Origin of the sequence: Micromonospora lupini str. Lupac 08, from assembly GCF_000297395.2 — a bacterium.
In the GTDB taxonomy this organism is placed as follows: Bacteria; Actinomycetota; Actinomycetes; order Mycobacteriales; family Micromonosporaceae; genus Micromonospora; species Micromonospora lupini.
The window spans coordinates 4,961,300-4,984,894 of the sequence record NZ_HF570108.1; the positions used below are offsets into that span (position 1 = coordinate 4,961,300).

Annotated in this window: 22 protein-coding genes; 9 read left to right on the forward strand and 13 right to left on the reverse strand. The window is 72.4% G+C overall.

The window, feature by feature from the left end; translation table 11 throughout:
• The first annotated feature begins 150 nt into the window (after window positions 1-150).
• Window positions 151-1,494 carry a GH1 family beta-glucosidase gene (locus tag MILUP08_RS23660; protein WP_007462430.1) on the forward strand — a complete coding sequence of 448 codons (1,344 nt, stop codon included), beginning with the start codon at window positions 151-153 and terminating at the stop codon, window positions 1,492-1,494.
• A 79-nt stretch (window positions 1,495-1,573) separates the two neighbouring features.
• On the opposite strand, the gene MILUP08_RS23665 is transcribed toward MILUP08_RS23660, so the two are convergent.
• The 3 genes from MILUP08_RS23665 to MILUP08_RS23675 form a co-directional block, all read right to left on the reverse strand.
• On the reverse strand, window positions 1,574-1,996 hold the full coding sequence (locus MILUP08_RS23665; protein WP_039906528.1) for a roadblock/LC7 domain-containing protein: 423 nt from the start codon (window positions 1,994-1,996) through the stop codon (window positions 1,574-1,576).
• On the reverse strand, window positions 1,993-4,539 hold the full coding sequence (locus tag MILUP08_RS23670; protein ID WP_007462432.1) for a sensor histidine kinase: 2,547 nt from the start codon (window positions 4,537-4,539) through the stop codon (window positions 1,993-1,995). The genes MILUP08_RS23665 and MILUP08_RS23670 overlap by 4 nt, the downstream gene beginning before the upstream one ends.
• A 98-nt stretch (window positions 4,540-4,637) precedes the next feature.
• Window positions 4,638-6,050 (reverse strand): FGGY family carbohydrate kinase, encoded by a 1,413-nt coding sequence (locus MILUP08_RS23675; protein ID WP_007462433.1) that lies wholly within the window; start codon window positions 6,048-6,050, stop codon window positions 4,638-4,640.
• A 272-nt stretch (window positions 6,051-6,322) separates the two neighbouring features.
• Here MILUP08_RS23675 and MILUP08_RS23680 point away from each other — a divergent pair, with 272 nt between their 5' ends.
• On the forward strand, window positions 6,323-8,227 hold the full coding sequence (locus MILUP08_RS23680; RefSeq protein WP_039908670.1) for an anthranilate synthase family protein: 1,905 nt from the start codon (window positions 6,323-6,325) through the stop codon (window positions 8,225-8,227).
• Window positions 8,228-8,389: 162 nt separating this feature from the next.
• Here the strand turns inward: MILUP08_RS23680 and wrbA are convergent, their stop codons facing one another.
• The 4 genes from wrbA to MILUP08_RS23700 all read right to left on the reverse strand — a co-directional run bounded on the left by wrbA (window position 8,390) and on the right by MILUP08_RS23700 (window position 11,197).
• Window positions 8,390-9,007, reverse strand: coding sequence for an NAD(P)H:quinone oxidoreductase (gene wrbA, locus MILUP08_RS23685; RefSeq protein WP_007462435.1), 618 nt, complete (start codon window positions 9,005-9,007; stop codon window positions 8,390-8,392).
• A gap of 289 nt (window positions 9,008-9,296) precedes the next feature.
• Window positions 9,297-9,665: a DUF3037 domain-containing protein gene (locus MILUP08_RS23690; protein WP_007462436.1), complete on the reverse strand. Its 369-nt coding sequence runs from the start codon at window positions 9,663-9,665 to the stop codon at window positions 9,297-9,299.
• Window positions 9,662-10,420 (reverse strand): HipA family kinase, encoded by a 759-nt coding sequence (locus tag MILUP08_RS23695; RefSeq protein ID WP_039908671.1) that lies wholly within the window; start codon window positions 10,418-10,420, stop codon window positions 9,662-9,664. Before MILUP08_RS23695 ends, MILUP08_RS23690 begins: the two co-directional genes overlap by 4 nt.
• A gap of 384 nt (window positions 10,421-10,804) precedes the next feature.
• Entirely contained in the window at window positions 10,805-11,197 is a 393-nt protein-coding gene (locus MILUP08_RS23700; RefSeq protein ID WP_007462438.1) for a hypothetical protein, read from the reverse strand.
• 111 nt (window positions 11,198-11,308) lie between these two features.
• On the opposite strand from MILUP08_RS23700, the gene MILUP08_RS23705 reads away from it, so the two are divergent.
• Window positions 11,309-12,418 (forward strand): winged helix DNA-binding domain-containing protein, encoded by a 1,110-nt coding sequence (locus MILUP08_RS23705; protein WP_007462439.1) that lies wholly within the window; start codon window positions 11,309-11,311, stop codon window positions 12,416-12,418.
• On the opposite strand, the gene malQ is transcribed toward MILUP08_RS23705, so the two are convergent.
• The 5 genes from malQ to MILUP08_RS23730 all read right to left on the reverse strand — a co-directional run bounded on the left by malQ (window position 12,400) and on the right by MILUP08_RS23730 (window position 18,922).
• A complete protein-coding gene (malQ, locus tag MILUP08_RS23710) occupies window positions 12,400-14,436 on the reverse strand; it encodes a 4-alpha-glucanotransferase (RefSeq protein WP_007462440.1) in 2,037 nt (678 codons plus the stop codon). The genes MILUP08_RS23705 and malQ overlap by 19 nt on opposite strands.
• Window positions 14,437-14,595: 159 nt before the next feature.
• Entirely contained in the window at window positions 14,596-15,804 is a 1,209-nt protein-coding gene (locus MILUP08_RS23715) for an ABC transporter ATP-binding protein (protein WP_007462441.1), read from the reverse strand.
• Window positions 15,805-15,814: 10 nt separating this feature from the next.
• A complete protein-coding gene (locus MILUP08_RS23720) occupies window positions 15,815-16,651 on the reverse strand; it encodes a carbohydrate ABC transporter permease (RefSeq protein ID WP_007462442.1) in 837 nt (278 codons plus the stop codon).
• 1 nt (window position 16,652) lies between these two features.
• A complete protein-coding gene (locus MILUP08_RS23725) occupies window positions 16,653-17,636 on the reverse strand; it encodes a carbohydrate ABC transporter permease (RefSeq protein ID WP_007462443.1) in 984 nt (327 codons plus the stop codon).
• Window positions 17,633-18,922, reverse strand: coding sequence for an ABC transporter substrate-binding protein (locus MILUP08_RS23730; protein ID WP_007462444.1), 1,290 nt, complete (start codon window positions 18,920-18,922; stop codon window positions 17,633-17,635). The genes MILUP08_RS23725 and MILUP08_RS23730 overlap by 4 nt, the downstream gene beginning before the upstream one ends.
• Before the next feature lie 227 nt (window positions 18,923-19,149).
• Here MILUP08_RS23730 and MILUP08_RS23735 point away from each other — a divergent pair, with 227 nt between their 5' ends.
• The 5 genes from MILUP08_RS23735 (at window position 19,150) to MILUP08_RS23755 (ending at window position 21,773) form a co-directional block, all read left to right on the forward strand.
• Window positions 19,150-19,476, forward strand: coding sequence for a hypothetical protein (locus tag MILUP08_RS23735; RefSeq protein ID WP_007462445.1), 327 nt, complete (start codon window positions 19,150-19,152; stop codon window positions 19,474-19,476).
• Entirely contained in the window at window positions 19,473-19,871 is a 399-nt protein-coding gene (locus tag MILUP08_RS23740; protein ID WP_007462446.1) for a hypothetical protein, read from the forward strand. The genes MILUP08_RS23735 and MILUP08_RS23740 overlap by 4 nt, the downstream gene beginning before the upstream one ends.
• Before the next feature lie 218 nt (window positions 19,872-20,089).
• On the forward strand, window positions 20,090-20,791 hold the full coding sequence (locus MILUP08_RS36275; protein WP_007462447.1) for a VOC family protein: 702 nt from the start codon (window positions 20,090-20,092) through the stop codon (window positions 20,789-20,791).
• Between the two features lie 185 nt (window positions 20,792-20,976).
• Window positions 20,977-21,408, forward strand: a complete 432-nt coding sequence (locus MILUP08_RS23750) for a RusA family crossover junction endodeoxyribonuclease (protein WP_007462448.1) — start codon at window positions 20,977-20,979, stop codon at window positions 21,406-21,408.
• 47 nt (window positions 21,409-21,455) lie between these two features.
• Complete coding sequence (locus MILUP08_RS23755; RefSeq protein WP_007462449.1) at window positions 21,456-21,773, forward strand: hypothetical protein; 318 nt, start codon at window positions 21,456-21,458, stop codon at window positions 21,771-21,773.
• Window positions 21,774-22,137: 364 nt separating this feature from the next.
• On the opposite strand, the gene MILUP08_RS23760 is transcribed toward MILUP08_RS23755, so the two are convergent.
• Complete coding sequence (locus MILUP08_RS23760; RefSeq protein WP_007462450.1) at window positions 22,138-22,848, reverse strand: HAD family hydrolase; 711 nt, start codon at window positions 22,846-22,848, stop codon at window positions 22,138-22,140.
• Window positions 22,849-22,935: 87 nt separating this feature from the next.
• Here MILUP08_RS23760 and MILUP08_RS23765 point away from each other — a divergent pair, with 87 nt between their 5' ends.
• Complete coding sequence (locus MILUP08_RS23765) at window positions 22,936-23,571, forward strand: hypothetical protein (RefSeq protein WP_007462451.1); 636 nt, start codon at window positions 22,936-22,938, stop codon at window positions 23,569-23,571.
• Window positions 23,572-23,595 lie beyond the last annotated feature (24 nt).

Sequence of the window (23,595 nt, forward strand, 5' to 3'; positions counted from 1 at the left end):
TCGGCCTCGTTCGCTGTCCGGGGCCCTCACCCGCCTCGACCCGCCATGTCCGGCCGCCGTGACGGCCGGCTCACGGGGCCGGCCGCTCCTGGCCTATCCTGGGAGCGCTCCCGAATCTCGGCGGCGGCCCCGTATCCACGAGGAGAATCCATGTCGATACCTACCGGGCCCGCCGGCCCGCTGCGCTTTCCCCGCGACTTCGGCTGGGGCGCGGCCACCTCCGCCTACCAGATCGAGGGCGCCGCCAAGGAGGACGGCCGCGGCGAGTCGGTCTGGGACACCTTCAGCCGTGTCCCCGGACGCACCCGCAACGGCGACACCGGCGACGTGGCCGCCGACCACTACCACCGGTACGCCGAAGACCTCGACCTGATGCGCGACCTGGGTCTGCGCAGCTACCGCTTCTCCATCTCCTGGCCCCGCGTCCAGCCCGACGGCACCGGCGCACCCAACCAGCGCGGGCTGGACTTCTACCGCCGGCTCCTGGACGGCCTGCACGAGCGCGGCATCGCCCCGATGGCCACCCTGTTCCACTGGGACCTGCCGCAGGCGTTGCAGGACGCCGGCGGCTGGGAGTCCCGCGACACCGCCCACCGCTTCGCCGACTACGCCGACGCGGTCTTCACCGCCCTCGGTGACCGGGTACCGGTCTGGCTCACCATCAACGAGCCCAAGACCGTCGTGCAGAACGGCTACCTCATGGGCCATCACGCGCCCGGCCGGCAGGACCCGGACGCCGCCTACCTCGTCGCCCACCACCTGCAGCTGGCCCACGGCCTCGCGGTGCGCGCGCTGCGCGCCGGCAACGGCACCGGCCGGATCGGCCCCGCCCTCAACCTGCACCCCTGCTACCCCACCGACGACTCCCCCGAGGCCACCGCCGCCGCTCGGCTCTACGACGGCTACGAGAACCGCCTCTACCTCGACTCGCTGCTCAAGGGCAGCTACCCGCAGGACGTGCTGGCCGACCTGGGCCCGCAGAGCCGGATGGTTCGCGGCATCCGCGACGACGACCTGGCGGTGATCTCGTCCCCGGTCGACCTGCTGGCCGTGCAGTACTACACGCCCATCTACGTCACCGCCGACGGCAGCACCGAACACCGCTGGCCGACCTCCGAGGCCGGCTGGCAGCAGATCTACCCCGACGGGATGTACGACATCCTGACCCGGGTCACCCGTGACTACGGGCCGATCCCGCTCACCGTCACCGAGAACGGCCTGCCCACCCCCGACACCCTGACCGGGGACGACACCGTCGACGACAGTGGCCGGATCACCTTCCTGCGCGACCACCTGACCGCCGCGCACCGCGCCATCAGCGCCGGAGTGCCGCTGGAGAGCTTCCACGTGTGGTCGATGCTCGACAACTTCGAGTGGGACGAGGGGTACGACCAACGCTGGGGCCTGGTCTACGTGGACTACGCCACCCAGCGCCGGGTGCTCAAGCGCAGCGCCCACTGGTACCGCTCCGTCATCGCCGAGGGCGGTTTCTGAACGGGCCGCCCGGACGGCCGGGCCCGGACGGCTCGGCTCCGGGTGAGCCGGTGACCGTCCGGGTCGCGGTCGGGAACGCTCAGCGGGGCAGCGCCTGCTGCAACTCCGCTCGCAGCGCGGGGGTGAGCATCTCCCCCGCCTGCTTCGCCAACCGGGCCATCTCGTAGCCCACCACGCCGATGTCCGCGTCGCCGGCCGCGAGCGTGGCCAGGATCGACCCGTCACGCACCTGCATCACCAGGAAGTAGCCCCGGCCCATCTCGACCACCGTCTGCTTGACGATGTCGCCGTCGAACATCTGCGCCGCGCCCGCAGTGATGCTCATCAGCCCGGACGTCACCGCGGCGAGCTTGTCCGCGTTGTCGCGGGGCAGATGGTCGGAGATCGCCACCAGCAGCCCGTCGGAGGAGACCACCACCGCGTGCGCCACACCCGGCACCCGCTCGGCGAACGCGCTCACCAGCCAGCTCAGGTCACGTGCCTCCTGGCTCAACGTCGTCACTGTCGTCGTCCTCCTTCGTCGTGCCCCCACGAGGGTGGCACCGGTATCTCGGTGGTGTCCTCGGCCTCGGCACGCCGCACCCCGCTGTAGAGCCGGGACAGCATGCCGCCGACCGCCTCCGGGTCCAGCTCGGCGCGCGTCGGCGCCGACTCCGGCTGGGCCGGACGGGTGACCGCGGAGAGTTGGGCCATCGGCACGCGTACCGGCAGGCCCCGTTCGTTCGTGCCGGCCGTCACCGGAGTGGCGGGCGGAACGGCCGGGCCGGCGGCCGCCGCCCCGGGGGTCGGCCCCTGCCGGGACCACCAGCCGCCGCCGTCGTCGGAGCCGGCGGCGGCCGGGGCCAACACGTCCTCGGCGCGTACCGGGACGGGTCGGGTCTGGCGGGGCACGGCGGCGGGCGGGCGACCGGCCACCGGCAGGTCCAACGGCGCGGCGACCGGTCCACGGCCACCGGCCGACGCGGGCGTCCCCGACATCCGCTGCGCCGCGGCACCCCGCGCCGCACTTGCCGCAAGCATCCGGGCCGGCGCCGGCGGATCCAGCTCCACCGCACCGGCCGGCGCCAGCAGGGCGGCCGGCAGCACCAGCCGCGCGACCAGGCCGCTCTGGCCCGCGTCGAGCTGCACCCGCACGCCCAGCCGGCTCGCCAGGTGGCTGACCACGAACAGGCCCATCCGCTCGACCGCCGCGACGTCCGCGGCCGGCGGGCTGGCCAGCACGGCGTTCGCCTCGGCCAGCGCGGTCGGACTCATGCCCAGGCCGTCGTCCACGACCTCGATCAACGCGCCCGAAGCCTCGGCCCGGGCGGTCACCAGCACCACCGTGTCCGGACGGGAGAACGCGGTCGCGTTCTCCAGCAGCTCGGCCAGCATGTGCACCAGTTCCCCGACCGCGTGCCCCACCACGTTGACCTCGCCCACCGAATCCAGCCGGACCCGCTGGTACTGCTCGATCTCGGCGGCGGCGGCCAGCAGCACGGTGCCGAGACCCACCGGACGGTTCCACCGACGGGTGGAGTCGGTGCCGGCGAGGACCAGGAGGCTCTCGTCGTTACGGCGCATCCGGGCGGCCAGGTGGTCGAGTTTGAACAGGTTGTCGAGCTGGTCCGGGTCGCTCTCCTCACGCTCCAGGTCGTCGAGCAGTTCCAGTTGGCGCTCCACGAGCACCTGGCTGCGGCGGGCCAGGTTGACGAACATCGCGTTGACGTTGCGACGCATCAACGCCTGCTCGACGGCGACGGTCACGGCGCTGCGGTGCACGGCGACGAACGCCTCCGCCAGCTCACCGATCTCGTCGAGCGAACGGACCACCGCCGGCGCGACCTCGATGCCCGGCACCCCGCCGGTGACGGTCCGCAGCCGATCCAACGCGTCCGGCAGCTCGATCTGCGCGATGCGCAGCGCCTGGCTGCGCAGCAGCCGCATCGACCGGGCGACCGACCGCCCCACCAGCAGTGAGATCAGCAGGGCGACCAGCAGCACGGCGACGACACCGCCGACCACCAGCAGGGTGGTGCGCAACTGGCCGCTGCTGGCGTCGTCGGCCTGACGCACCGCGTCGTCCAGGACCCCCGCCTCGACCTGGCGCAGCAACTCCTGGCGCTGCTGGCTGGCCGACCACCACTGCTCCGACGGCAGCACCTCGGGCGCGGCGCTCCCGGCCGGCAGGCTGCGCTCCTCCAGCTGAGTGGCGACCAGGAACAGCGGGTTCACCGACATCTCGTCGTACCGGCGGATCTGATCCGTGGTGGCGGCCACGCGGAACGCGCCGAGGGCGGTCAACTGCTGGGCGCGCAGATCACTGAGGATCACCCGGTCCTCGGTGCCGTACCGACCCGCGCGGGCGGCGGCGTAGAGCTGGGCGCGGACCCGGGAGGAGAGCTCCTTGACCCGGGCCAGCTGCACGTAGCGCAGCACCGAGTCGCTCAGCGCCGCCCGGTCCTGACCTGGCGTCGGCTCGGCGAGCAGATCCAGCAACGCGCCCACGGCCCGGTGGTAGTTGCTCAGGATGGTGTCGTTGCTGAGCACCGCCGGCGGGATCGCCGGACGGATGTCGATCACCTGGTCGTACGCCTCCTGCGCCTCGGAGAAGGCCACCCGCCAGGACGCGTCGGCGTCGGCCAGCGGTCGGGCCGCCCGACTCAGGTCGGCCATCGCCCGGTCGGAGGCCACCTGCAACGGCCGCAACGCGCTGGCGGCGGCCTGGCGGTCGCCACCGCGGCGCAGCTCGCCCAGCTCACCCGCCGAGCGATCCCGCTCCTGCTGGAGCTGGTCCACCACTGCGGTGATCTGCCGGCCGATGTCGACCTGCCGGGAGAAGTCGTTGAGCGCTGTCGTCCGTCCGACCAGGGCGCTGGTCTGCACACCCGCGAGCACCAGGAACGCCAACGACGGCACCACCAGCACGGTGGCCAGCTTGGTGCTCATCCGCCAGTCCCGCAGCCGGAACGGTGAGCGGCGGCGGTGCGGAACGACGCGGACGTCGAAGCGTCGCCGGCGGTGGTTCGACACCCCGCCGGTCGCCGGGTCGGGACCTGCCGCCACCCTGCCTCCTCCTCCTGCCGCGTCCACCGCGACCCGGGGAGCGCAGTCCATCCAACCAGGCTCGGTAGCGCTGTCAACGGCCCGGGCAGGGCGAAAGTTCAGGAAGGATACTGCGGGTGGGAACGTCCTGTCGTGGTCGGTAATACCAGCTCATCCGTCCGGCCGATGTCGGCGAGCTCGGCCGCCTCGCCAAAGCGGCCCAGCGCCACGAGCGCCGCGCCGGTGGCGCCGATCTCCGGGTTGCGTTGGTGCGACACCGGTCGCGGCGCGAGCGCGGCCGCGAACGCCTGCCGCCACCACACCGAGGCGGCCACCGCGCCGCCACCCAGCACCACCCCGACCGGTTTGTCGACCGTGGACTCCAGCACCGCGAGATCGTCGGCGACCAGCTCGCACAGCCCCTGCATCAGCCCGGCCAGGATGTCCACCGCCGTGGTGCTGAAGCTCAGACCGCGCAGCTCGCCCGAGCCCGCCGGCACCAACCCCGGAGGGCGGTCACCCCCGAAACGGGGGTCGGTCGGCCGGCCGCCGCCCGTCGGCACCAACGCCAGCGCCGCGTCCAGCTCGTCCCCGCTGGGCAGTCGCAACTCCCGGTTGGCCCAGGCGAACAGGTTGCCACCGCTGGAGTACGCCGCGCCGGTCACCACGTGGTCGTGGTCGACCCGGTACCGCCAGAGTCGTTCGGGCAGCCGCGGCAGCGGCTCTCCGGCCGGGATCCGCTGCATCAGGCGTACGGCCGCGGAGGTGCCCACCGTGACCGCGGCCCGGCTCGGGTCGGCGCAGCCCGAGCCGACGTTCGACGCCCCGCCGTCACCCACCGGCGGCGCCCACCGGGCCTCGGCCAGCTGCGGCCAGCGGCGGGCGCGGTCGGGTCGGAGCCGGCCGTGCCAGTCCAGCTCGCCCAGGGACGGCAGGTCGCGCGGTCGCGCACCGGCGAGCGTCAGCGCCTCCTCGTCCCAGCGCAGGCTGCTCAGGTCCAGCAGGCCGGTGCCGGATGCCTGGGAGACCGACATGGGCGCCGCCTGCAGCAGCTCGCCCAGCACGTACTCCGGCAGGCCGACGAACCGGGCGATCGGGGTGCCGGACTGTTCCCGCAACCAGGGCAGGCGCATCGACCAGTAGGAGCGGTGCCACCAGCAGCCGGTGCGCTGGTGGAAGCCGTCCGGGTCGGCGGGGCCGGGCGTGTCGCCGACCGGCCTGGGCCGGGTGTCCAACCAGGTGACGACCGGGCCCAGCGGGCTGCCGTCGCGGTCCAGCGGAAGCACCGAGTGCCACTGCGCGGAGGTCGCCACCAGGTCGACGTCGTGCAGGTGCCCCGCCTCGGCCAGCTCGTCCAGACACTCGATGAGGCAGGCGAGGTAGTCGGGGCCGGAGAGCGTGCCGGTGCCGTCGTCACCGATGGCGAGGTTGACCTTCCGCCGGGCCAGGGCGCCGGGCAGCGGCTGGGTCTCCCCGTCCAGCACCAACCCGCGTACGGAGGAGGTGCCCAGGTCGAGCGCGAGAATGTTCATCGCCGGTCAAGTTACCCGGTGCCGGCCGCGCGGGAACGGTGGTCCGGCCGGGCACGCCGGTACGCCCGAAGGGGTCCCGAGCCGGGCCGCGACCGCGTAAGGTGGACCGCATGCTCGCGCACCCAACCTCCTGGTGGCCCGCCGACCCGGCGGCCACCCCCCGCGCGTAGCTTCATCCACGCGGCCGCCACCGAGGCGGCCGCCGGATCTCCCGGCCCGGATGGCCGCCACCGCTGGCGGCGCCCGGCCCCACGGAGACCACGATGACCAGCCTGACCCACCTGACCGACCTGCTCGCCGCCATCTCCCGTGGCGACGACCCCGGCCCGTTCGCGCTGCTGCGCCGCGAGGGCGCCGACGAGCTGGAACTGTTCACCGGCGTCGTCACCACAGTCGACCGGCTGGCGGACATCCCGCTGTCGCCGGGTGCGCCCGGCGCACGGACGCTGGCCCTGGTGCCGTTCCGGCAGATCGCCGAACGCGGCTTCGCCTGCGTCGACGACGACGCCCCGCTGGAGTGTCTCCAGGTCGGTGAGCACCGGCGGATCCCCCTGGCCGAAGCCCTGGCCGCGCTGCCCGACCAGCCGGTCCGCACCCGCGACGCCGCGTTCGACGTCAGCGACGAGGAGTACGCGCGGATCGTGCAGCAGGTGCTCACCGAGGAGATCGGCCGCGGCGAGGGCGCGAACTTCGTCATCCACCGCACCCTGCACGCCACCGTGCAGGGCGCCCCGCTGGTGGCCGCGCTGGCCGCGCTGCGCCGGCTGCTGGTCGCCGAGCGCGGCGCCTACTGGACGTTCGTGGTGCACACCGACACCCGGACCCTGGTCGGCGCCAGCCCGGAACGACACGTGAGCGTCGACGACGGGCTCGTGATGATGAACCCGATCAGCGGCACCTTCCGGCCCGGCGGCGACACCCCGAACCGGGAGGCGCTGCTGCGGTTCCTCGCCGACCCGAAGGAGGTCGAGGAGCTGTACATGGTGCTCGACGAGGAGCTGAAGATGATGGCTACAGTCGCCGAGCACGGCGGCCAGGTCATCGGGCCGTACCTCAAGGAGATGTCGCACCTGTCGCACACCGAGTACCTGCTGGCCGGTCGGGGCACCCGCGACGTTCGGGAGGTGCTGCGGGAGACGATGTTCGCGCCCACCGTGACGGGCAGCCCGATGGAGAACGCCTGCCGGGTGATCGCCAGGCACGAGCGCCGGGGCCGCGGCTACTACGCAGGTGTGCTGGCCCTGCTCGGTCACGACGACGCCGGCCGCCAGACGCTTGACGCGCCGATCCTGATCCGTACCGCCGAGATCTCTCCCACCGGCCGGCTGCGGGTGCCGGTCGGCGCCACCCTGGTCCGGCACTCGACGGCGGCCGGTGAGGTGGCCGAGACGCACGCCAAGGCCGCCGGGGTGCTGGCCGCGCTCGGTCTCGGCCCGGCGGCGCCCGCCGGCGACCGCGGGCCGGTCGTGCGGCTGGCCGACGACCCGGCGGTACGCGACGCGCTCGCCGCGCGGAACACGCCGCTGGCCCGGTTCTGGCTGGACCAGCGGGCACCGGACGCGCCGGGGCTGCCCGGGTTGGCCGGTCTGCGGGCACTGATCGTGGACGCCGAGGACACCTTCACCGGCATGTTGGCGCACCAACTGGGCGCGTTGGGTCTCGCGGTCACGCTGCGGCCCTGGCACGCCGGCGGCTCGGTCGACGAGTACGACCTGGTGGTGGCCGGGCCCGGACCGGGCGACCCGGGGAGCCCGGACGACGCGAAGATGGCCGCGTTGCGGGAGCTGCTGGACGGGCTGCTGGCGACCGGCCGGCCCACCCTCGCGGTCTGCCTGGGGCACCAGGTGCTGGCCGGGCTGCTGGGGCTGCCCCTGCACCGCCGGGACGCTCCCTATCAGGGGTTGCAACGGGAGGTCGACCTGTTCGGCCGAGCCCGCCGGGTCGGCTTCTACTCCTCGTTCACCGCGCGGGCCGAGACGGACCGGCTGGACACCGCGTACGGGACGGTGGAGCTGGCCCGCGACGAGCGCGACGGGTCCGTGCACGCCCTGCGCGGGCAGGGCTTCGCGGGGGTGCAGTTTCACCCGGAGTCGGTGCTCAGCCCGGACGGGGTGACAGTGCTGAGCGAGTTGCTGGCCGATCTGCTGCCGGCGCCGCGTCCGGCCCGGCAGGTGTAGCCGCGACCGGCCTGGCCGGCGTAGCCGCGACCGGCCCGGCAGGCGTGGCACGCCGGCCGGGCCCGCACGGCATGGTCCCCGCCGTTGTGGGGTACGGCTGGTGCGACCGGTGGTGCGGGCGGGCCGAGAGCCCCCGCCCGCGCCACCGGTCGCCCGCGTCGGTCAGCCGCCCATGCCCTGCTTGAGCGCGGCGCCGATCAGCACCGCCCGGCGGGCGGTGAGGGCGCACGCGCCAAGCGCCACCGCGTCCGGGGCGATCTCCCCGTTGTTGCTGGTGTGCGAGGCGCCGTACGGGTTGCCGGCGATGAACTGGCTGGAGTCGGTGTAGCCCGGGGGCACCACGACACCACCCCAGTGGTAGAAGACGTTGAAGAGCGAGGTCAGGGTCGTCTCCTGCCCGCCGTGCGAGGTCGCCGTCGAGGTGAAGCCCGCGTAGACCTTGTTGGCCAGCGCGCCCTGCGCCCACAGCGGACCGGTGGTGTCGATGAACTGCTTCAGCTGAGCGGCGATCATGCCGTACCGGGTAGGCGATCCGAAGATGCCCACGTCGGCCCACGCCAGGTCGTCGATCATCGCCTCGGGCACGTCCTGGGTCTCCAGGTGGTGTGCCTGCCAACCGGAGTTGGAGCGGATCGCCTCGTCCGGCGCCAACTCCCGCACCTTGCGCAGGCGCACCTCGGCGCCGGCTTCCCCGGCGGCCTCGCACACGGCCTGCGCCATCTGGTACGTGACGCCGGTGGCGCTGTAGTAGATCACCGCTACCTTGGTCTGGGCAGCCATCAGATGTGTCCCCTTCTCGTCTCGGGTCAGCTCCCGCGACTACCCCTGAGGCACTGTGACAAACGACGGACGGCGGGCTTCCGGTAGTCCGGGCTCAAGTTTTCCGCAAGTTCCCGGTCGTTCCGGCCCGGCCGCCCGCGCGGGCGGCGATCCTGATGCCATCCGGTGTCGGCGCGCTCCTACGCCCCCCGGGCACCGGGCGCCTGAACGGGGGATCGCGCTCCGCCGGCAACGACGCTGGCGTAGCGCGATCAGGGGTCACCTCCCCCGAGGGCTCCCGCCGGTCCGCTCAGCGGACCAGCGCCGCCATCAGCCGGTCCAGCTCGGCCGCCGGGTCAGCGGTGAGGCCGGTGTGCACCGGGCCGGCCTGGATCATCGTGCTGCGGGGCGCGACCAGCCAGTGGAACCGCTCGCCGAGCCGCATCCGGGTCGCCGGCCCGTCGCCGGAGCAGGTCCGGTCCAGGGAGTCGAGCACCGCGGCCACCGCCGGCAGATCGACATCGGGTGCCAGCGCCCGGACCCGGTCGGCGTCCAGGTGCGTCCGCGCGGCCAGGAAGTCGCGCTGCTGGCAGTAGAGCAGCACCCCGACGTTGATCTGCTCGCCGCGCTCGATGCGGGGCACCAGCCGGATGAGGGCGTACTCGAACGGTTGCCTCACGCCACGCTCCCCGCCGGTAGCCAGTCCGCCCGGCTGGCGACCCGCCGCGACAGGTGCGCCACGTACGCCTCCCGCGCGGCGTCGGCCGAGTCGAAGTCGGCGGCGGTCAGCCACTGGGCCGGCACCAGCGCCAGCACCTCCCGCAGGAGGTCCGGGGTGACCCGCGGCGCCAGCTCGGCGTCGGCCTCGGCAACCCGCGACGCGTACGGCTCCAGCACGTGATCGTCCGCGCGGTAGGCGCGGTGCACGGCGGCGTCGGCGCGCGGCCAGTTGTGGTGGAAGTACAGCGCTGCGCCGTGGTCGATGAGCCACAGCTCCCGGTGCCAGACCAGCAGGTTCGGGTTGCGCCAGCTCCGGTCGACGTTCTCCACGTACGCGTCGAACCAGAGCACCCGGGAGGCCAGCGCCTCGTCGACGGGGTGCGCGACCGGGTCGAAGCCGAGCGCTCCCGGGAGGAAGTCCATCCCCAGGTTGGCGCCGCCGCTGTTGCGCAGCAGTTCCTGCACCTCCTGGTCGGGCTCGGCCCGACCGATCACCGGGTCGATGTCGAGGACCACCAGCGGCGGCACCCGCAGCTCCAGCCGGCGGGCCAGCTCACCGCAGATCACCTCGGCGATCAGTGCCTTGGGCCCCTGCCCGGCGCCTCGGAACTTCGCCACGTACGTGCCGAGGTCGTCGGCCTCCACGACACCGGGCAGCGAGCCGCCCTCGCGCAGCGGCGTGACGTAACGGATCGCGGTGACCTGGCGGAGCACGTCGCCCACCCTACTGGGCTCCGGCCGCGACCGGCACCGGCCGCACCGAGTCGGTCGCACGCTCCGTCACCACCACCTGCCGAAGCCCGTCGCACCGAACGCGCGTGACACTCGGTGACGCCCCCGCCGAAGGCGCTACGCCGGCTGTCGCCTTTGCTCTGCTTCAACCGACGCACCACCAGCACTGAGCAGCGCCGACGTAGCGGCGGCGGAGCCCGCCGCGCTCGGCATGCAGCGCTCTGGGTAACTGTTGCGTGGGTTGAAGCAGAGCAAAGGACTCGCAGGGCACGGCGGGGCCACCCGCCGATGTCACCGAGCGTAAACCGTCGGCGCGACGACTGGCCTGAGCAGGCCGCCGGCCCTGCACGACCCGGCACGCGCGGGTCAGTCGAGCTTGTCGCGCAGCTTGTCGACCTGGGTCTGCAGGCGGTTCACGGCGTTCTCGTTGTTGACGAAGGTGCTGATGCCCGCGGCGAGGCCCAGGCCGATCAGTACCGCCAGGATGCTGAGCACCAGACCGCCGATCGACACACCGCGGCCGGTCACCCCGGGTCGGCGTGCCATCTTGAGCCCGACGATGCCGAGGATGATCCCGATGATGCCCAGCACCAGCCCCAGCCAGGCGAGGATCGCGGTCAACACACTGAACAGGCCGGCCACCCCGAAGACCAGTGCGAAGGTGGCGGCCGCGCTGGTCTTGGCGTCGGTGGGCCCCCGGTGTGTCCGGGACCCGGCCGGTACGCCGGCACCCCGGGCCGGCTCGCTTGCGGCAGTCATGTGACTCCCCTTTCGTACGCGCGGCTCGCGTACTTCCGGTCGGCCGCCTTCCCGCTGCTCCGGTCGTTATGCACAGGCGATCCTGTCGGTCGGGTGTCCTACCCTGGCCCGATGACCGGGGAGTTCACCGCATCCGAGGCGCTCGACCTGCGGATGACGAGCCTGCTGCTGCGCCCGCATCCGACCATCCGGCCCGGTGACGTGGCCGAGGTGGTCGAGTGGTTCGGCGCGATGCAGGCGCAGGATCTGGCGAGCGGTCTGTGGTCGCTGGGCGCCCGACTGCCGAGGTGGACCAGGTCCGACGTGCAGGCGGCGCTGGAGCGCCGCGAGGCTCTGCGGACGTGGCCGATGCGGGGCACCGTGCACCTCGTACCCCCCGCCGACACCCGCTGGATGCTGGAGCTGACCGGCGTCCGGTCGCTGGCCGGCGCGGCGACCCGTCGCGCGCAGCTCGGGCTCACCGAGGCCGACGCGGACCGCGCGCTGGACGTGCTCGGCGCCGCGCTGACCGGCGGGGGGCGGCTCACCCGGGCGCAGTGCCTGGCGGCCCTTCGCGCGGCGGGCCTGTCGACTGACGACCAGCGTGGCTATCACCTGCTCTGGTACGCGAGTGTGCGCGGGGTGACCTGCGTGGCGCCGAACGTCGGCAGCGACCAGACCTTCGCGCTGCTCGACGAGTGGGCGCCGGAGCAACGTCGGCTGGAGCGGGACGAGGCGTTGGCCCTGCTCGCCCACCGCTACGTCCGGGGGCACGGGCCGGTCACCGCCCGCGAGTTCGCGGGCTGGAGCGGCCTCACCCTGACCGACGCGCGGCGCGGCCTGGCCGCCGCCGGCGACCTGCTGAGCACGGTACGTGTCGACGGCGAGCCGATGCACGTCGACGCGGCGCTGGCCGGTACGCCGCGCACTCCGGTCGACGACGTGCTGGCGCTGCCCGGCTTCGACGAGTACCTGCTCGGCTACCGGGATCGCACGCTGATGCTCGACCCCGCGCACCAGGCGGCAGTCGTGCCGGGCAACAACGGCATCTTCCAGGCGACGGTGGTCCGTGGCGGCCGGGTGGTGGGCGTCTGGAAGCGCACGCTCGGCCGGACCGCCGTCACCGTGACGATCCGGCCGCTGGCAACGCTTGACGCGGGCGCTCGGGCCCGGGTGGAGCAGGCCCTGGGGCGGTACGCCGACTTCGTCGGGCTGCCGGCCCGCTACGACTGGTCGGCCTGACCGTCGCCCGCCGCCGGCCGACGCGCGCCATCCGAGGGGGGCGTGGCCGGTCGGGGGCGCGCGGCGGTGAGCAGGTCGACGATCCGGGTCACCCGTTCATCGGCGCGGATCTGCGCCACCGTGGCCGGCAGCGGCAGCCGCCAGTTCGGATACTCGTCGACGGTGCCCGGCATGTTGGGTTGGCGCACCTCACCCAGCACGTCGTAGAGGGAGACGCCGAGCAGCCGGGTGGGGCTGGCCGCGAGGGCGGCGTGCATCGCCACCACCACGTCGTCGGGTGGCGCCGACTCGCCGGCGACCACCGGTCCGGGGTCGGCCGGTTCGGGCAGCAGCGCCTCGTCGCGCAGCATCGTCAGCAGCCGCTCGCGGTCGGCGGTGGCCCGGGCGCGTTCGACAGCCACGTCGGTGCCGAGCAACTTCAACTCGTCGCGGACGCGGACGTGCTCGCCGGCCAGGAAGCCCGGCGCGGTGGGCAGGTCGTGGGTGGAGATGCTGGCCAGCGCGTTACGCGGCCAGCGGGCCGGCGGGACGAAGTCGCCGTCGTCGTCCCGGGCGAACCACAGCACCGTCGAGCCGAGCATGTTGCGCCCCCGCAGGCCCCGGGTCACGGCGGGTTGGACGGTGCCGAGATCCTCGCCGACCACCAGCGCGCCGGCCCGGTGGGCCTCCAGCGCGAGGATGCCGAGCATCGCCTCGGCGTCGTACCGGACGTAGGTGCCCTCGGCGGCGCCCGCGCCCGGCGGCACCCACCACAGCCGCCACAGCCCCGCGACGTGGTCGACCCGGAGGCCGCCCGCGTGCCGCAGGGTCCGCCGCAGCATGTCCCGGTACGCCGCGTACCCGGTCTCGGCGAGCCGGTCCGGCCGCCACGCGGCGAGGCCCCAGTCCTGGCCGAGCTGGTTGAAGTCGTCCGGTGGGGCGCCGACCCGCACGCCCTGGGCCAGGACGTCGGCGAGCTGCCAGCCGTCCGCGCCGCCCGGGTCGATGCCGACGGCAAGGTCGTGCACCACGCCGACCGGCATCCCGGCCGCCCGGGCCGCCGCCGTGACGGCGTCGAGCTGCTCGTCGCACAGGTGTTGCAGCCAGGCGTGGAAGGCCACCCGGTCGGCGAGCTGCCGACGCTGCTCGGCGACCGCCGGGGCGTCCGGGTGGTGCAGCTCCGCCGGCCAGGCACGCCAGTCGTTGCCGTGCCGCTCCGCAAGCGCGCACCAGGTGGCGAAGCTGGCCAGCGCCGGGTCCGCGGCCAGGTCGACCGGCTGGGCGTACGGGTGCAGCAGCTCCAGGGCGTGCCGCTTGGCGGTCCACACCTCGTCGTAGTCGATCAGGTCGCCTCGGTCGGGGCGCAGCGCGTCCACCACCGCCCGGGTCGCCGGGTCCGCCGCGGCGTAGGCGGCGGTGTCGCTGACGCGCAGGTAGAGCGGGTTGACGAAGCGCCGACTGGCCGGGGAATACGGTGAGGCGGCCACCGGATGCGCGGGCCCCACCGCGTGCAGCGGGTTGAGCAGCACCAGCCCCGCGCCGGTGGTGCCGGCCCAGCCGGTGAACTCGGCGAGGTCCCCGAGATCGCCCATGCCCCAGGAGCGTTCCGAGTTGAGCGCGTAGAGCTGGAGCATCCAACCCCAGGTGCGCGGCGGCACGGGCAGCCGACGGGGCACCACCACGAGGGTCACCTCGCGGCCGGCGCAGCCCAACCGGTGCCAGCCCAGCGGCAGGTCCCCCGGCAGTTCGCCGTCGACGTCGCGGCGGCTGCCGTCCTCCAGGGTCACCACACCGGGGCCGGGCAGCGCCCGCGTCGTGCCGTGGGTGAGCACCACAGTCGCCGGTAACGCTGCCCGGTCGACCGCGCGGGTGGCGGCCAGCGCGTCGGCCACGGCGGCCGGGCTGGTGGCGTCCACGCCGAGCAGGCCGAGCACGCCCACGACGGTCTCCGGAGCGACCTCGACGCGACGGCGTCGCCAGTCCTCGTACCAGGTGGACACGCCATGCGCCTTGGCCAGCGCGGTCAGTCGTCGGTCCATCCCGCCCCCCACCTCACGATGCGACCCACGACCACCTTGCCACGCCCACCCGCCCCCCGCAGCGCGGAGCGAGCCGTACCCGCCCCACCGCACCCGCGCCGATCTTGCATTTTCTGTCGCGACACCGAAAGTGCAAGATCGGCGGGTCGGGGTCGGGCGTCAGTCGGCCAGCGCGCCGGCTGCGCGGCCCTCGTGCAGCGTGAGGTTGCGGCCGTTGGTCGGGTCGAACAGGTGGATCTTCTCCAGGTTGAACCAGACCCGGCGGGACTGCCCCTCCACGACCGGCGACTCGGCCGACAGCCGGGTGACCAGGTTGCCGCCGCCGCCGGCGAAGTCGCCCGCCCCCGCGTCGGCGGCCAGCTCCTCCAGCTCGGCGGCGCTGGCCCGCTCCCCCTCCACGGTGAAGTAGACGTACTTGTCCGAGCCCATCGACTCGACGATCTCCACCGGGGCCTCGAACTCCAGGCCCCGGCGACGGGTGTCCTCGTCGACCAGCTCGGCGTCCTCGAAGTGCTCGGGGCGTACGCCGAGGATCAGCTCGCGGGGCGCGTCGGCGGCCTCCAGCTCACGGCGGACCCGGTCGCCGAGAGGCACCTCGCCCAGCGCGGTGTGCAGGCTGCCGTCCTGCACGGCGGCGTGCAGGAAGTTCATCGACGGGGAGCCGATGAAGCCGGCCACGAAGAGGTTGCGCGGGTGGTCGTACAGCTCCTGCGGAGGCCCGACCTGCTGGACCGCGCCACCGCGCATGATGACCACCCGGTCGCCGAGGGTCATCGCCTCGGTCTGGTCGTGGGTGACGTAGACGGTGGTGGTGCCGAGCTGCTTCTGCAGGCGGGACACCACGGTGCGCATCTGCACCCGCAGCTTCGCGTCCAGGTTGGACAGCGGCTCGTCCATGAGGAACGCCTTGGGCTGGCGGACGATCGCCCGGCCCATCGCCACCCGCTGACGCTGGCCGCCGGAGAGGTTGGCGGGTTTGCGGTCCAGCAGTGGCACCAGCTCCAACACCTTGGCCGCCTCGTCGACCTTGGCGTTGATGGTCTCCTTGTCGAGCTTCGCCAGCCGCAGCGGAAACGCCATGTTCTCCCGCACGGTCATGTTCGGATACAGCGCGTACGACTGGAACACCATCGCGATGTCCCGGTCCCGGGGAGCCTTGTCGTTGACCCGCTGGCCGGCGATGCGCAGCTCGCCGGAGGTGATGTCCTCCAGGCCCGCGATCATGTTGAGGGTGGTGGACTTCCCGCAGCCCGACGGGCCGACCAGGATGACGAACTCGCCGTCGGCGATCTCCAGGTCGACGTCCTGCACGGCGACGGTCCCGTCCGGGAAACTCTTGCTCACCTTGTCGAGCACGATGTCAGCCATGACTACTCACCTATCCCTTGACTGCGCCGGAGGTCAGGCCGGACACGATGCGGCGCTGGAAGAAGAGGACGAACAGGATGATCGGTACGGTGATCACCACGGCGGCGGCGCAGATCGCCCCGGTGGGGTCCTCGAACTGCGACGCGCCGGTGAAGAACGACAGCGCGGCCGGCACCGTGCGGGAGCGCTCGGTGGAGGTCAGCGAGATGGCGAACAGGAAGTCGTTCCAGCAGAAGATGAAGACCAGGATCGCCGTGGTGAACAGGCCGGGCGCGGCAAGTGGCGCGATCACCCGCCGGAACGCCTGCGCCTGGGTGGCGCCGTCCATCTTCGCCGCCTTCTCCAGATCCCACGGGATCTGCTTGAAGAACGCCGACAACGTGTAGATCGCCAGCGGCAGCGCGAACGTGATGTACGGCAGGATCAGCCCCGGCCAGGTGTCGAAGATCTTGAGCTGACGCTCGATCTCGAACAGCGGCGACACGAGTGACACCTGCGGGAACATCGCGATCAGCAGGGACACCCCGACCAGCAGCCCCTTGCCGGGAAAGTCCAGCCGGCTGATCGCGTACGCGGCCATCGCGCCGAGCACCACCGCGACGAGCGTGGCGACCAGGGCGATGCCGATGGAGTTGATCAGCGCGCGGACGAACTGGTCGGTGTCGAAGATCGTCTTGTAGTTGTCAAGCGTCCACTCCCGCGGAAAGAACTTCCCGTCGGTGAGCGTGGCCGGCGTCTTGAACGACAGCGAGGCGATCCACAGCACCGGGACCATCGCGAAGACGATCACGAGGACGTCGAGCAGACCCCAGCGCAGCTTCGCCCGGGTGGTGGTTTCGACAGCCATGTCAGCGCCTCTCCCCGTCGTCGCTGCCGGGGGCAGCGGTGCCGAACAGCTTCACGAAGACGAAGGCGATGATCGCCACGGTGATGAAGATGAGCACCGACATCGTGGAGCCGATGCCGAGGTTCAGACCCCGGATCAGGTTGTTGTAGGCGAGCATCGACACCGACGAGGTCTCGTTGCCGCCGGCCGTCAACACGAAGATGTTGTCGAAGACCCGGAACGCGTCCAGGGTGCGGAACAGCAGCGCGACCAGGATCGCCGGCTTCATCACCGGCAGCATCACCTTGGTGAACTTCTGCCAGGCGGTCGCCCCGTCGGTGGAGGCGGCCTTGAGCAGGTCCTCCGGGACCAGCGCCAGCCCGGCCATCAGCAGCAGCGCCATGAACGGGGTGGTCTTCCAGATCTCCGCGAGCATGATGATCGCCAGCGAGCTGGCCCGTTCGGTGAGCGGCGCACCGTCGCTGAACAGGTCGGCCAGGTAGCCGGTGCCGGGCGTCCAGGCGTACCGCCAGGAGAACGCGGCGACCACCGTGACGATCCCGTACGGGATGAGCGCCGAGGTGCGGACGAGCCCGCGCCCGACGAGCGTACGGTGCATGATCAGCGCCAGCCCCATGCCGAGCACCAGCTCGACGGCCACGGTGACCACCGTGATCAGCGCGGTCACCCCGAACGCCGTCCACCAGAACTCGTTGGTGAGCACGGTGACGTAGTTCTCCAGCCCGATGAACTCGCGCTGGTCGGGGAAGCGCAGGTCGTAGCGCTGCAACGACAGCCAGACCGAGTAGATGATCGGGTACGCGGTCACCGCGACCATCACCAGCGCGGCGGGCGCGCAGAGCAACCAGCCGAGTCGGCGTTCGGCCTTCTTGTTCTCACTCAGCGGCGGCTTGCGGCGGCCGCCCCGCTGGGTGGGCACGGTGGTCTGTCGTCTGGTCTCCTCGACTGCGGTGTTGGCGCCGGTCGGCGTGGCGCTGATGCTCACGGCAGGACCCCCTTGGACTGGAGGGCGTCGGCGATGGCGCCGCGCAGCTCGTCGGCCGTCTGCTGCGGACGGATCGCCGACGGCGGCGACAGGATCGCCGACATGACTGTCGAGATGCTCTGGTAGGCCGGGGTCAGCGGACGGGTCGCCGGATCCTTCAGCTCTTCGAGGATGGTGTCCTTCATGGGGTACGCCTCGGTCATCTCCGGCTCGTCGAACACCGCCTCGATGGTCGGTGGCACGCCGTCGTTGATGGCGGAGAACTTCTGGTGCTCGGGGCTGCGCAGACACCGGGCCGCCTCGAACGACTGCTCGGGGTGCCGGGAGTAGGCGCTGACCGCCAGGTTCACGCCGCCGATGGTGACCTTGCTGGGGGTGTTCTCGTCGATGCCGGGCACCCGCGCCCAGCCGACCTGCTTGGCCAGCTCCGGGTTCGCCTCCTGCAACGCCGGGTAGACGAACGGCCAGTTCACCTGGAAGGCGCCCGAGCCGGACTGGAACTCCAGCCGGACCGGATCCTCGGTGGCGTTGCTGAACGACGGCGACGTCACGCCCGACGTGGCGAACGTCTTCAGTTGCTCAAGCGCCCGGACCGTGCCGTCGTCCATCACGGCCTTCTTGCCGTCGTCGGAGAGGACCTTTCCGCCGGCGCTCTCGGCAAGCGTGTTGTAGAGGACGACCAGGCCCTCGTACTGGGCGCCCATGGTGAGCACCTGGTACGGCTTGCCCTGGTCCTTGAGCTGCTGAGCGGCCGTGATCATCTGGTCCCAGGTGGTCGGCGGCTGCGGCACGAGGTCCTTGCGGTACCAGAGCAGCTGGACGTTCGTGTTCTTCGGCGCGGCGTAGAGCTTGTCCTCGTAGCGGGCGGTGTCCAGCGGCCCGGCGAGGGTGCCCTGCTCGACGTCGGAGCGGTCCTGACCGGTCCACTCGCGGATCCAGTCGGCGCTGGCGAACTCCTGGGTCCAGGTGACGTCCAGGCCGAGGACGTCCATCCCGCTGTCCTCGGCGGCCAGCCGGCGCACCATCTGCACCCGCTGGTCGTCGGCCTGTCGGGGCAGCACCCGGTAGACGATCTTGTATCGTCCCTGGGCCTGCGCGTTGCAGTCGTCGACCACCTTCTGCAGGTTCTGCTCCGGCGGGTAGTACAGGTTGATCGTCGGCGTACCGCCGCCACCGTCGTCGGCGCCACACGCGGCCAGCGGCGCGACAAGCGCCAGCGCGGCGGCCGCGGCGCCGAGCCGGGCAGCCGGCCGACGCCGGTGTCGAGCCGTTTCGGGGTCCGTCATCGCCCTCCCCCTCTCTTCGGCGAGAAACCGGGGAGGGGCATCCGTGCCCCGGTGCACGGCGAGACGATTCCGGGCCGATGAGCTGCGGAAATGCCCGGCCCGGATGCTCCTGGCGGCTACACTGCCCCACCTGCCACGTCACGAAACCTGCCCGTCACAGCGGGACACGCTCGGACATCAACAGAGAGTTGCCGCACGACTCCGTATGACAGGGATAAGCTGCGCGTATGACAGAACCACAGCGCCGCTTCACGATCTCCGTCCCCCCGGACGTGGCGCAGACTCTGGAGAGCCAGGGCAACCGCATGGCCAGCGCCTACGTCACCGAGTCGGTACGCCGTCGCCGACGGGTGGAGCAGCACAAGGAGTTGCTGCTCGCCGCCGGCATCCACGTGACCGAGCAGGGCGTCGCCGAGGCTCGGGCCCGACGCCTGGGCACGGAGGCAGATTGGCCCTCGGAGCGCTTCGCGGCCGAGCGCGCCAAGATCCGCGCCGCCATGGAGGCCGAGATGAACGGCGACGACGACACCGCTCCTCACGCTGACGCCGCATGACGGCCGAGCCACAACCGCCGGTCCGGCTGATCCTGGACCGGTCCGCTCTGCTCGGCTATGCCGTGCTGCGGACGGTGCACGTGGGCGAGCCCGTCCACGAGGTGATCGAGGACGGGGTGCGGTTCGGAGTGCCGGTGGTGGCTGCCGCCGAAGCCCTGAACCTGGCGACCGGCAAGGACCTGGCCCTGCTGCACAGGCTGCTGGCCCTGCCCTCCTGCGCACTGCTGCCCGAACGGGCGCAGGACCTGCCGGAGTTGACGTTCTGGCAGCGCAGGACGCGCCGCTTCGACCTGGCCGCGGCCGCCGTGGCGGGCCTGACCCACGATGCCGCGGTGCTCACCGGCGAGGGGCCCGGCTACTCCGACGGGATCCCGCTGATCCACTTTCCAGGGTGAACGACGCCCGCCGAACGGCGGCCTGCACGCTGCGTCGAGGCCGCCGACAACCTGCCTCGCTCCGCCCCGCGCGGACGCCACGCGAGTGATCGACTCGGGTTCACGGAAGTCGGGCGGTCTCCGCGCCGGGATGCCCCAGCTTCCAGGAAGCGGAGTGGATCAATCAGTGCGCGACACCGAAGACCGCGTGGGCGGCACTGATCGGGCATCCTGAGGGCGTGATCGCGCGCTTCAAGGACCTCTGCCTGGACGCCTCGGACGCGCGCCTGCTGGGTGCCTTCTGGGCCCGGATCCTCGACGGGGAGGTGGCCGACGCCGGCGGCGACGACACCCGCGTCGACCCCCGCTCCGCGCGTTCCGACGCCGAGTCGATCTGGGTGAACCGAGTGCCCGAGCCGCGGGTCGGCAAGACTCGCGTACACCTGGATCTGCGGTTGGCCGGCGCGGACCCGGCGCCGCTGCTCGCAGCCGGCGCCCGGCTGGTTCGCGAACCGGACGGTGACGTCACCTGGTGGGTGCTTGCCGATCCGGAGGGCAACGAGTTCTGTGCGTTCGGCGCTCGCGAGGGTACGCGGCCGGGCCCGTTCGAGGTGGTCGTGGACTCGGTCGACCCGCTCGCGCAGGCGACCTGGTGGGCCGGTGTGGTCGGTGGCGTGGTCGAGCACGGGTCGTCCACGGCGTCGGTGGTCGGCGCGGCCGGGTTCCCGTGGGAGTACTGGGTGTTCGTCGGGGTGCCCGAGCCCAGGACGGTCAAGAACCGGATGCACTGGGACGTCGAAATGGTCACCCCGGAGCCGACCGCGTTGCTCGACGCGGGCGCGACGCTGGTACGCGAGCCGAGCGACGAGGCGCACTGGTGGGTGCTGGCCGACCCGGAGGGCAACGAGTTCTGCGCCTTCGCGCCGCGCCCCACCGGGTGAACGGCCGACTACCCAGCGCGGGTGGTGTCGGCTAGCGTTTCCGTAGCGCCGCAGCCGGCGCGTTCGCCGCCGACGTCGACACGCCTCCGGCCGGCCCAGCCTGCCCGATCGGTTGGTTATCGCGGGAACGTCCCACCGCCGCTGCACCGGTTCGGCAGGATCGTCCCAATGAGGGAGGTGCCGTCGTGCAGGACACCCGCGCTCTCGCCCTGACGTTCGAGGTGAGCGGCCTGCCACCGGTCAAGACCGAAGCGTTGTCCATCTTCGCCGCCGGGCACCGGCAGGCGACGAGGGTCCGCACCCTGCTCCAGGCCGCCCTGGTCGCGGCCCAGCGCACCGGCTGGACGCCGTTGCCCGGGCCGATCGAGGTGGACCTGGTTCTGCGCTGCCCGCCCGGGCACCGTACGTCCGACGCCAGCACGCTGCTCGGCGGCGTCTGCGCGGTGCTGCAGGACAAGAAGCGGGTCTCCACAATCGGCCTGGCGCACCTCGGCGTCCTGGTGGACGTCGCCCTCTACGACGACGACCGGCAGATCCGCCGCTTGTCGTACCACGAGGAGCCGGCGGAGGAATTCTCGTACCAGGTGCGGGTCGCCGCCGTGCCGACAGGCGTTTGACCGACGGCCGCGGTGGGGTATCGCGGACGCCGACGAAGGGAGCACCGATGTCGGAGCCACATGTCACGCTCGACCCACGCGGGCTCGATCCCGTGCAGCAGAAGCTGCGCGGGCCGCTGGAGGACCAGCTGACCTCGGCTCTCCAGGCAGCCACCGACCGGATTCGGGCCGGCTACGCCGGTGAGCCGGTCGAGTCGGTGTGCCAGCGGCTGTTGGACGAGACCCGCTCCGGGTTGCATCCCGACATCGCGGCCGGGTTCAACCCGGACATGGACGAGTTCTGCCGGGTGGCGATCTCGATCGTCCGCGGCGGGTCCGAGGAGTCGGACGCCCGCCACACCGGCGACGGCCGGCACCGCGCGTAGCGCACGGCACCGATAGCAGTGGCCGGGTCAGGGCCGGGTCCGCAACTACCCGGCCCTGACCCCCGGCGGTCCGACGGGGAGCGGACAGGTCGAGCACCCCACCGCGCGTGGGCGCGGCACGACGCCACGCGGCTCGGTGGGGAGGCCCGGCCGCCCTGCACTCAGCTCCACGGTGCCCACCTGCCGGACGCCGGTGCGCCCCCGGCACACCCCGAAAGGCCGCGAACGCCGGCCCAGGTTAGGCGGACCGCGACGGGCCGGACAAGCGTTGCCGGGCCGTCCGCGGCGTGACTCATCTCAAGGGCGAAAAGCGGCATGTGCGCGTAACGAGACCATGATCGGCGACGCTGTTGGGTTTCGACGGTCAGAAGTGTCGGAGCAGGTCCCGGAAGGCGGCCAGGCGCAGTACGCCGTTGTCGGTCGGGTCCAACTCGTCGTCCTCAAGCACCCACGTGTTCTCGTTCGGAATGAACACCGCGTTCAGCCCGGCCGCCCGCGCCGGGAGGATGTCGGACTTCGGGGAGTTGCCGATCATCCACGCGCTGGCCGGCTCGAACCCGTGCTCGCGGATGAGCCACCGGTAGGTGTCCACGTTCTTCTCGGCGACGATGTGCGCGGCCCGGAAGTGGTGCAGCAACCCGCACGCGTCCAGCTTGCGCTGCTGCTCCTCCCGCTCACCCTTGGTCAGCAGCAGCAGTTCGTGCCGGCCGGCCAACTCGTCGAGCGCCTCGGCGACACCGGGCATCAGCTCCACCCGGTGCTCCACGAGCGCCAGGGCCAGCCGGTCGATCTCCCGGCGCTCGGCGTCGGTGACCGGCCGTTCGCGCAGCCGCTCCAGGCACTCGGCGAGGCTGCGGAGGAAGACCTTGCTGCCGTACCCGTGCGCCACCGCGTTGGCCCGCTCGATGTCGTCGAGGATCGCCCGGGTCTCGGCCCGGTCCAGGGTGGGGTGGTCGAGCCAGGCCAGGAAGTCGTCGATCACCCGCTCGAAGACGACGTTGTTCTCCCACAACGTGTCGTCCGCGTCGAAGATCAGCACCTTCGCCTGCCGCCGCGCCGTTCCGCCGACCGTCATCTGTCCCTCCCCCGCACCAACGGCCCCCGAAGGCCGAGGGACCAGAATAGGCGCGCGAGAGTCCGGGACCGATTCGAGGAGTACGCGATGTTCACGGTGAATCGAGTTGCCGGCGCGGTGCTGCTGGCGTGCGCCGGCGCGCTGGTGGCGTGCGGCAGCGGTCCCGACAAGGCGCCGGGCGCCGCAGCCGGCACGGCGTCGCCGTCGGACGCCGCGGCGAGCACCACGGCCGCGGTGGTGACGCCGACCGCCGCGGCACCGGCGACCGACCCGCTGTTGTCCGGCAGGCGTGAGGTCACGATCACGCGGGTGCAGGGGTCCGGGAGCAAGCTGGAACTCAGCGGCCGACTCGAGGAGGGCGGCGACACCGGTGGCCGCGTCCTGTTCGTTCCGACGCCGATCGGCAACGACCAGTACGTCATCAGGGCGTTCGGCACGAAGGACGGGCATCCCGCAAACGACGATCCGTCCTGCTGGCAGGTCAACGGCCTGGACATCGAGCCGGAGCTGACGGTGGAGGCCGCCGTCTGCGACGAGGACAACCCGATCCAGCGGTTCACGATCACCACCAAGGGCAAGGGGACGTACGCGATCGGCAGCGAGACCCGGTTCCTCCAGCACAAGGCGGGCAACGGCCTGATTCTCAAGGAGTTGGGCGCTGCCCCGCTGACCACGTTCCGGTTCGTCGACAAGGGCCCGGCCAACCGCGAGCCCCTCGACTGAGCAGAGTGCCGCGCGCCGCCGACG

Bases quoted from the DNA above. Each gene is read 5' to 3' on its own strand.
- MILUP08_RS23660 (WP_007462430.1), top strand. From the start codon at position 151: ATGTCGATACCTACCGGGCCCGCCGGCCCGCTGCGCTTTCCCCGCGAC.
- MILUP08_RS23675 (WP_007462433.1), bottom strand. From the start codon at position 6,050: ATGAACATTCTCGCGCTCGACCTGGGCACCTCCTCCGTACGCGGGTTG.
- wrbA (WP_007462435.1), bottom strand. From the start codon at position 9,007: ATGGCTGCCCAGACCAAGGTAGCGGTGATCTACTACAGCGCCACCGGC.
- MILUP08_RS23700 (WP_007462438.1), bottom strand. From the start codon at position 11,197: ATGACTGCCGCAAGCGAGCCGGCCCGGGGTGCCGGCGTACCGGCCGGG.
- MILUP08_RS23705 (WP_007462439.1), top strand. From the start codon at position 11,309: ATGACCGGGGAGTTCACCGCATCCGAGGCGCTCGACCTGCGGATGACG.
- malQ (WP_007462440.1), bottom strand. From the start codon at position 14,436: ATGGACCGACGACTGACCGCGCTGGCCAAGGCGCATGGCGTGTCCACC.
- MILUP08_RS23715 (WP_007462441.1), bottom strand. From the start codon at position 15,804: ATGGCTGACATCGTGCTCGACAAGGTGAGCAAGAGTTTCCCGGACGGG.
- MILUP08_RS23720 (WP_007462442.1), bottom strand. From the start codon at position 16,651: ATGGCTGTCGAAACCACCACCCGGGCGAAGCTGCGCTGGGGTCTGCTC.
- MILUP08_RS23730 (WP_007462444.1), bottom strand. From the start codon at position 18,922: ATGACGGACCCCGAAACGGCTCGACACCGGCGTCGGCCGGCTGCCCGG.
- MILUP08_RS23735 (WP_007462445.1), top strand. From the start codon at position 19,150: ATGACAGAACCACAGCGCCGCTTCACGATCTCCGTCCCCCCGGACGTG.
- MILUP08_RS23740 (WP_007462446.1), top strand. From the start codon at position 19,473: ATGACGGCCGAGCCACAACCGCCGGTCCGGCTGATCCTGGACCGGTCC.
- MILUP08_RS23755 (WP_007462449.1), top strand. From the start codon at position 21,456: ATGTCGGAGCCACATGTCACGCTCGACCCACGCGGGCTCGATCCCGTG.
- MILUP08_RS23760 (WP_007462450.1), bottom strand. From the start codon at position 22,848: ATGACGGTCGGCGGAACGGCGCGGCGGCAGGCGAAGGTGCTGATCTTC.
- MILUP08_RS23765 (WP_007462451.1), top strand. From the start codon at position 22,936: ATGTTCACGGTGAATCGAGTTGCCGGCGCGGTGCTGCTGGCGTGCGCC.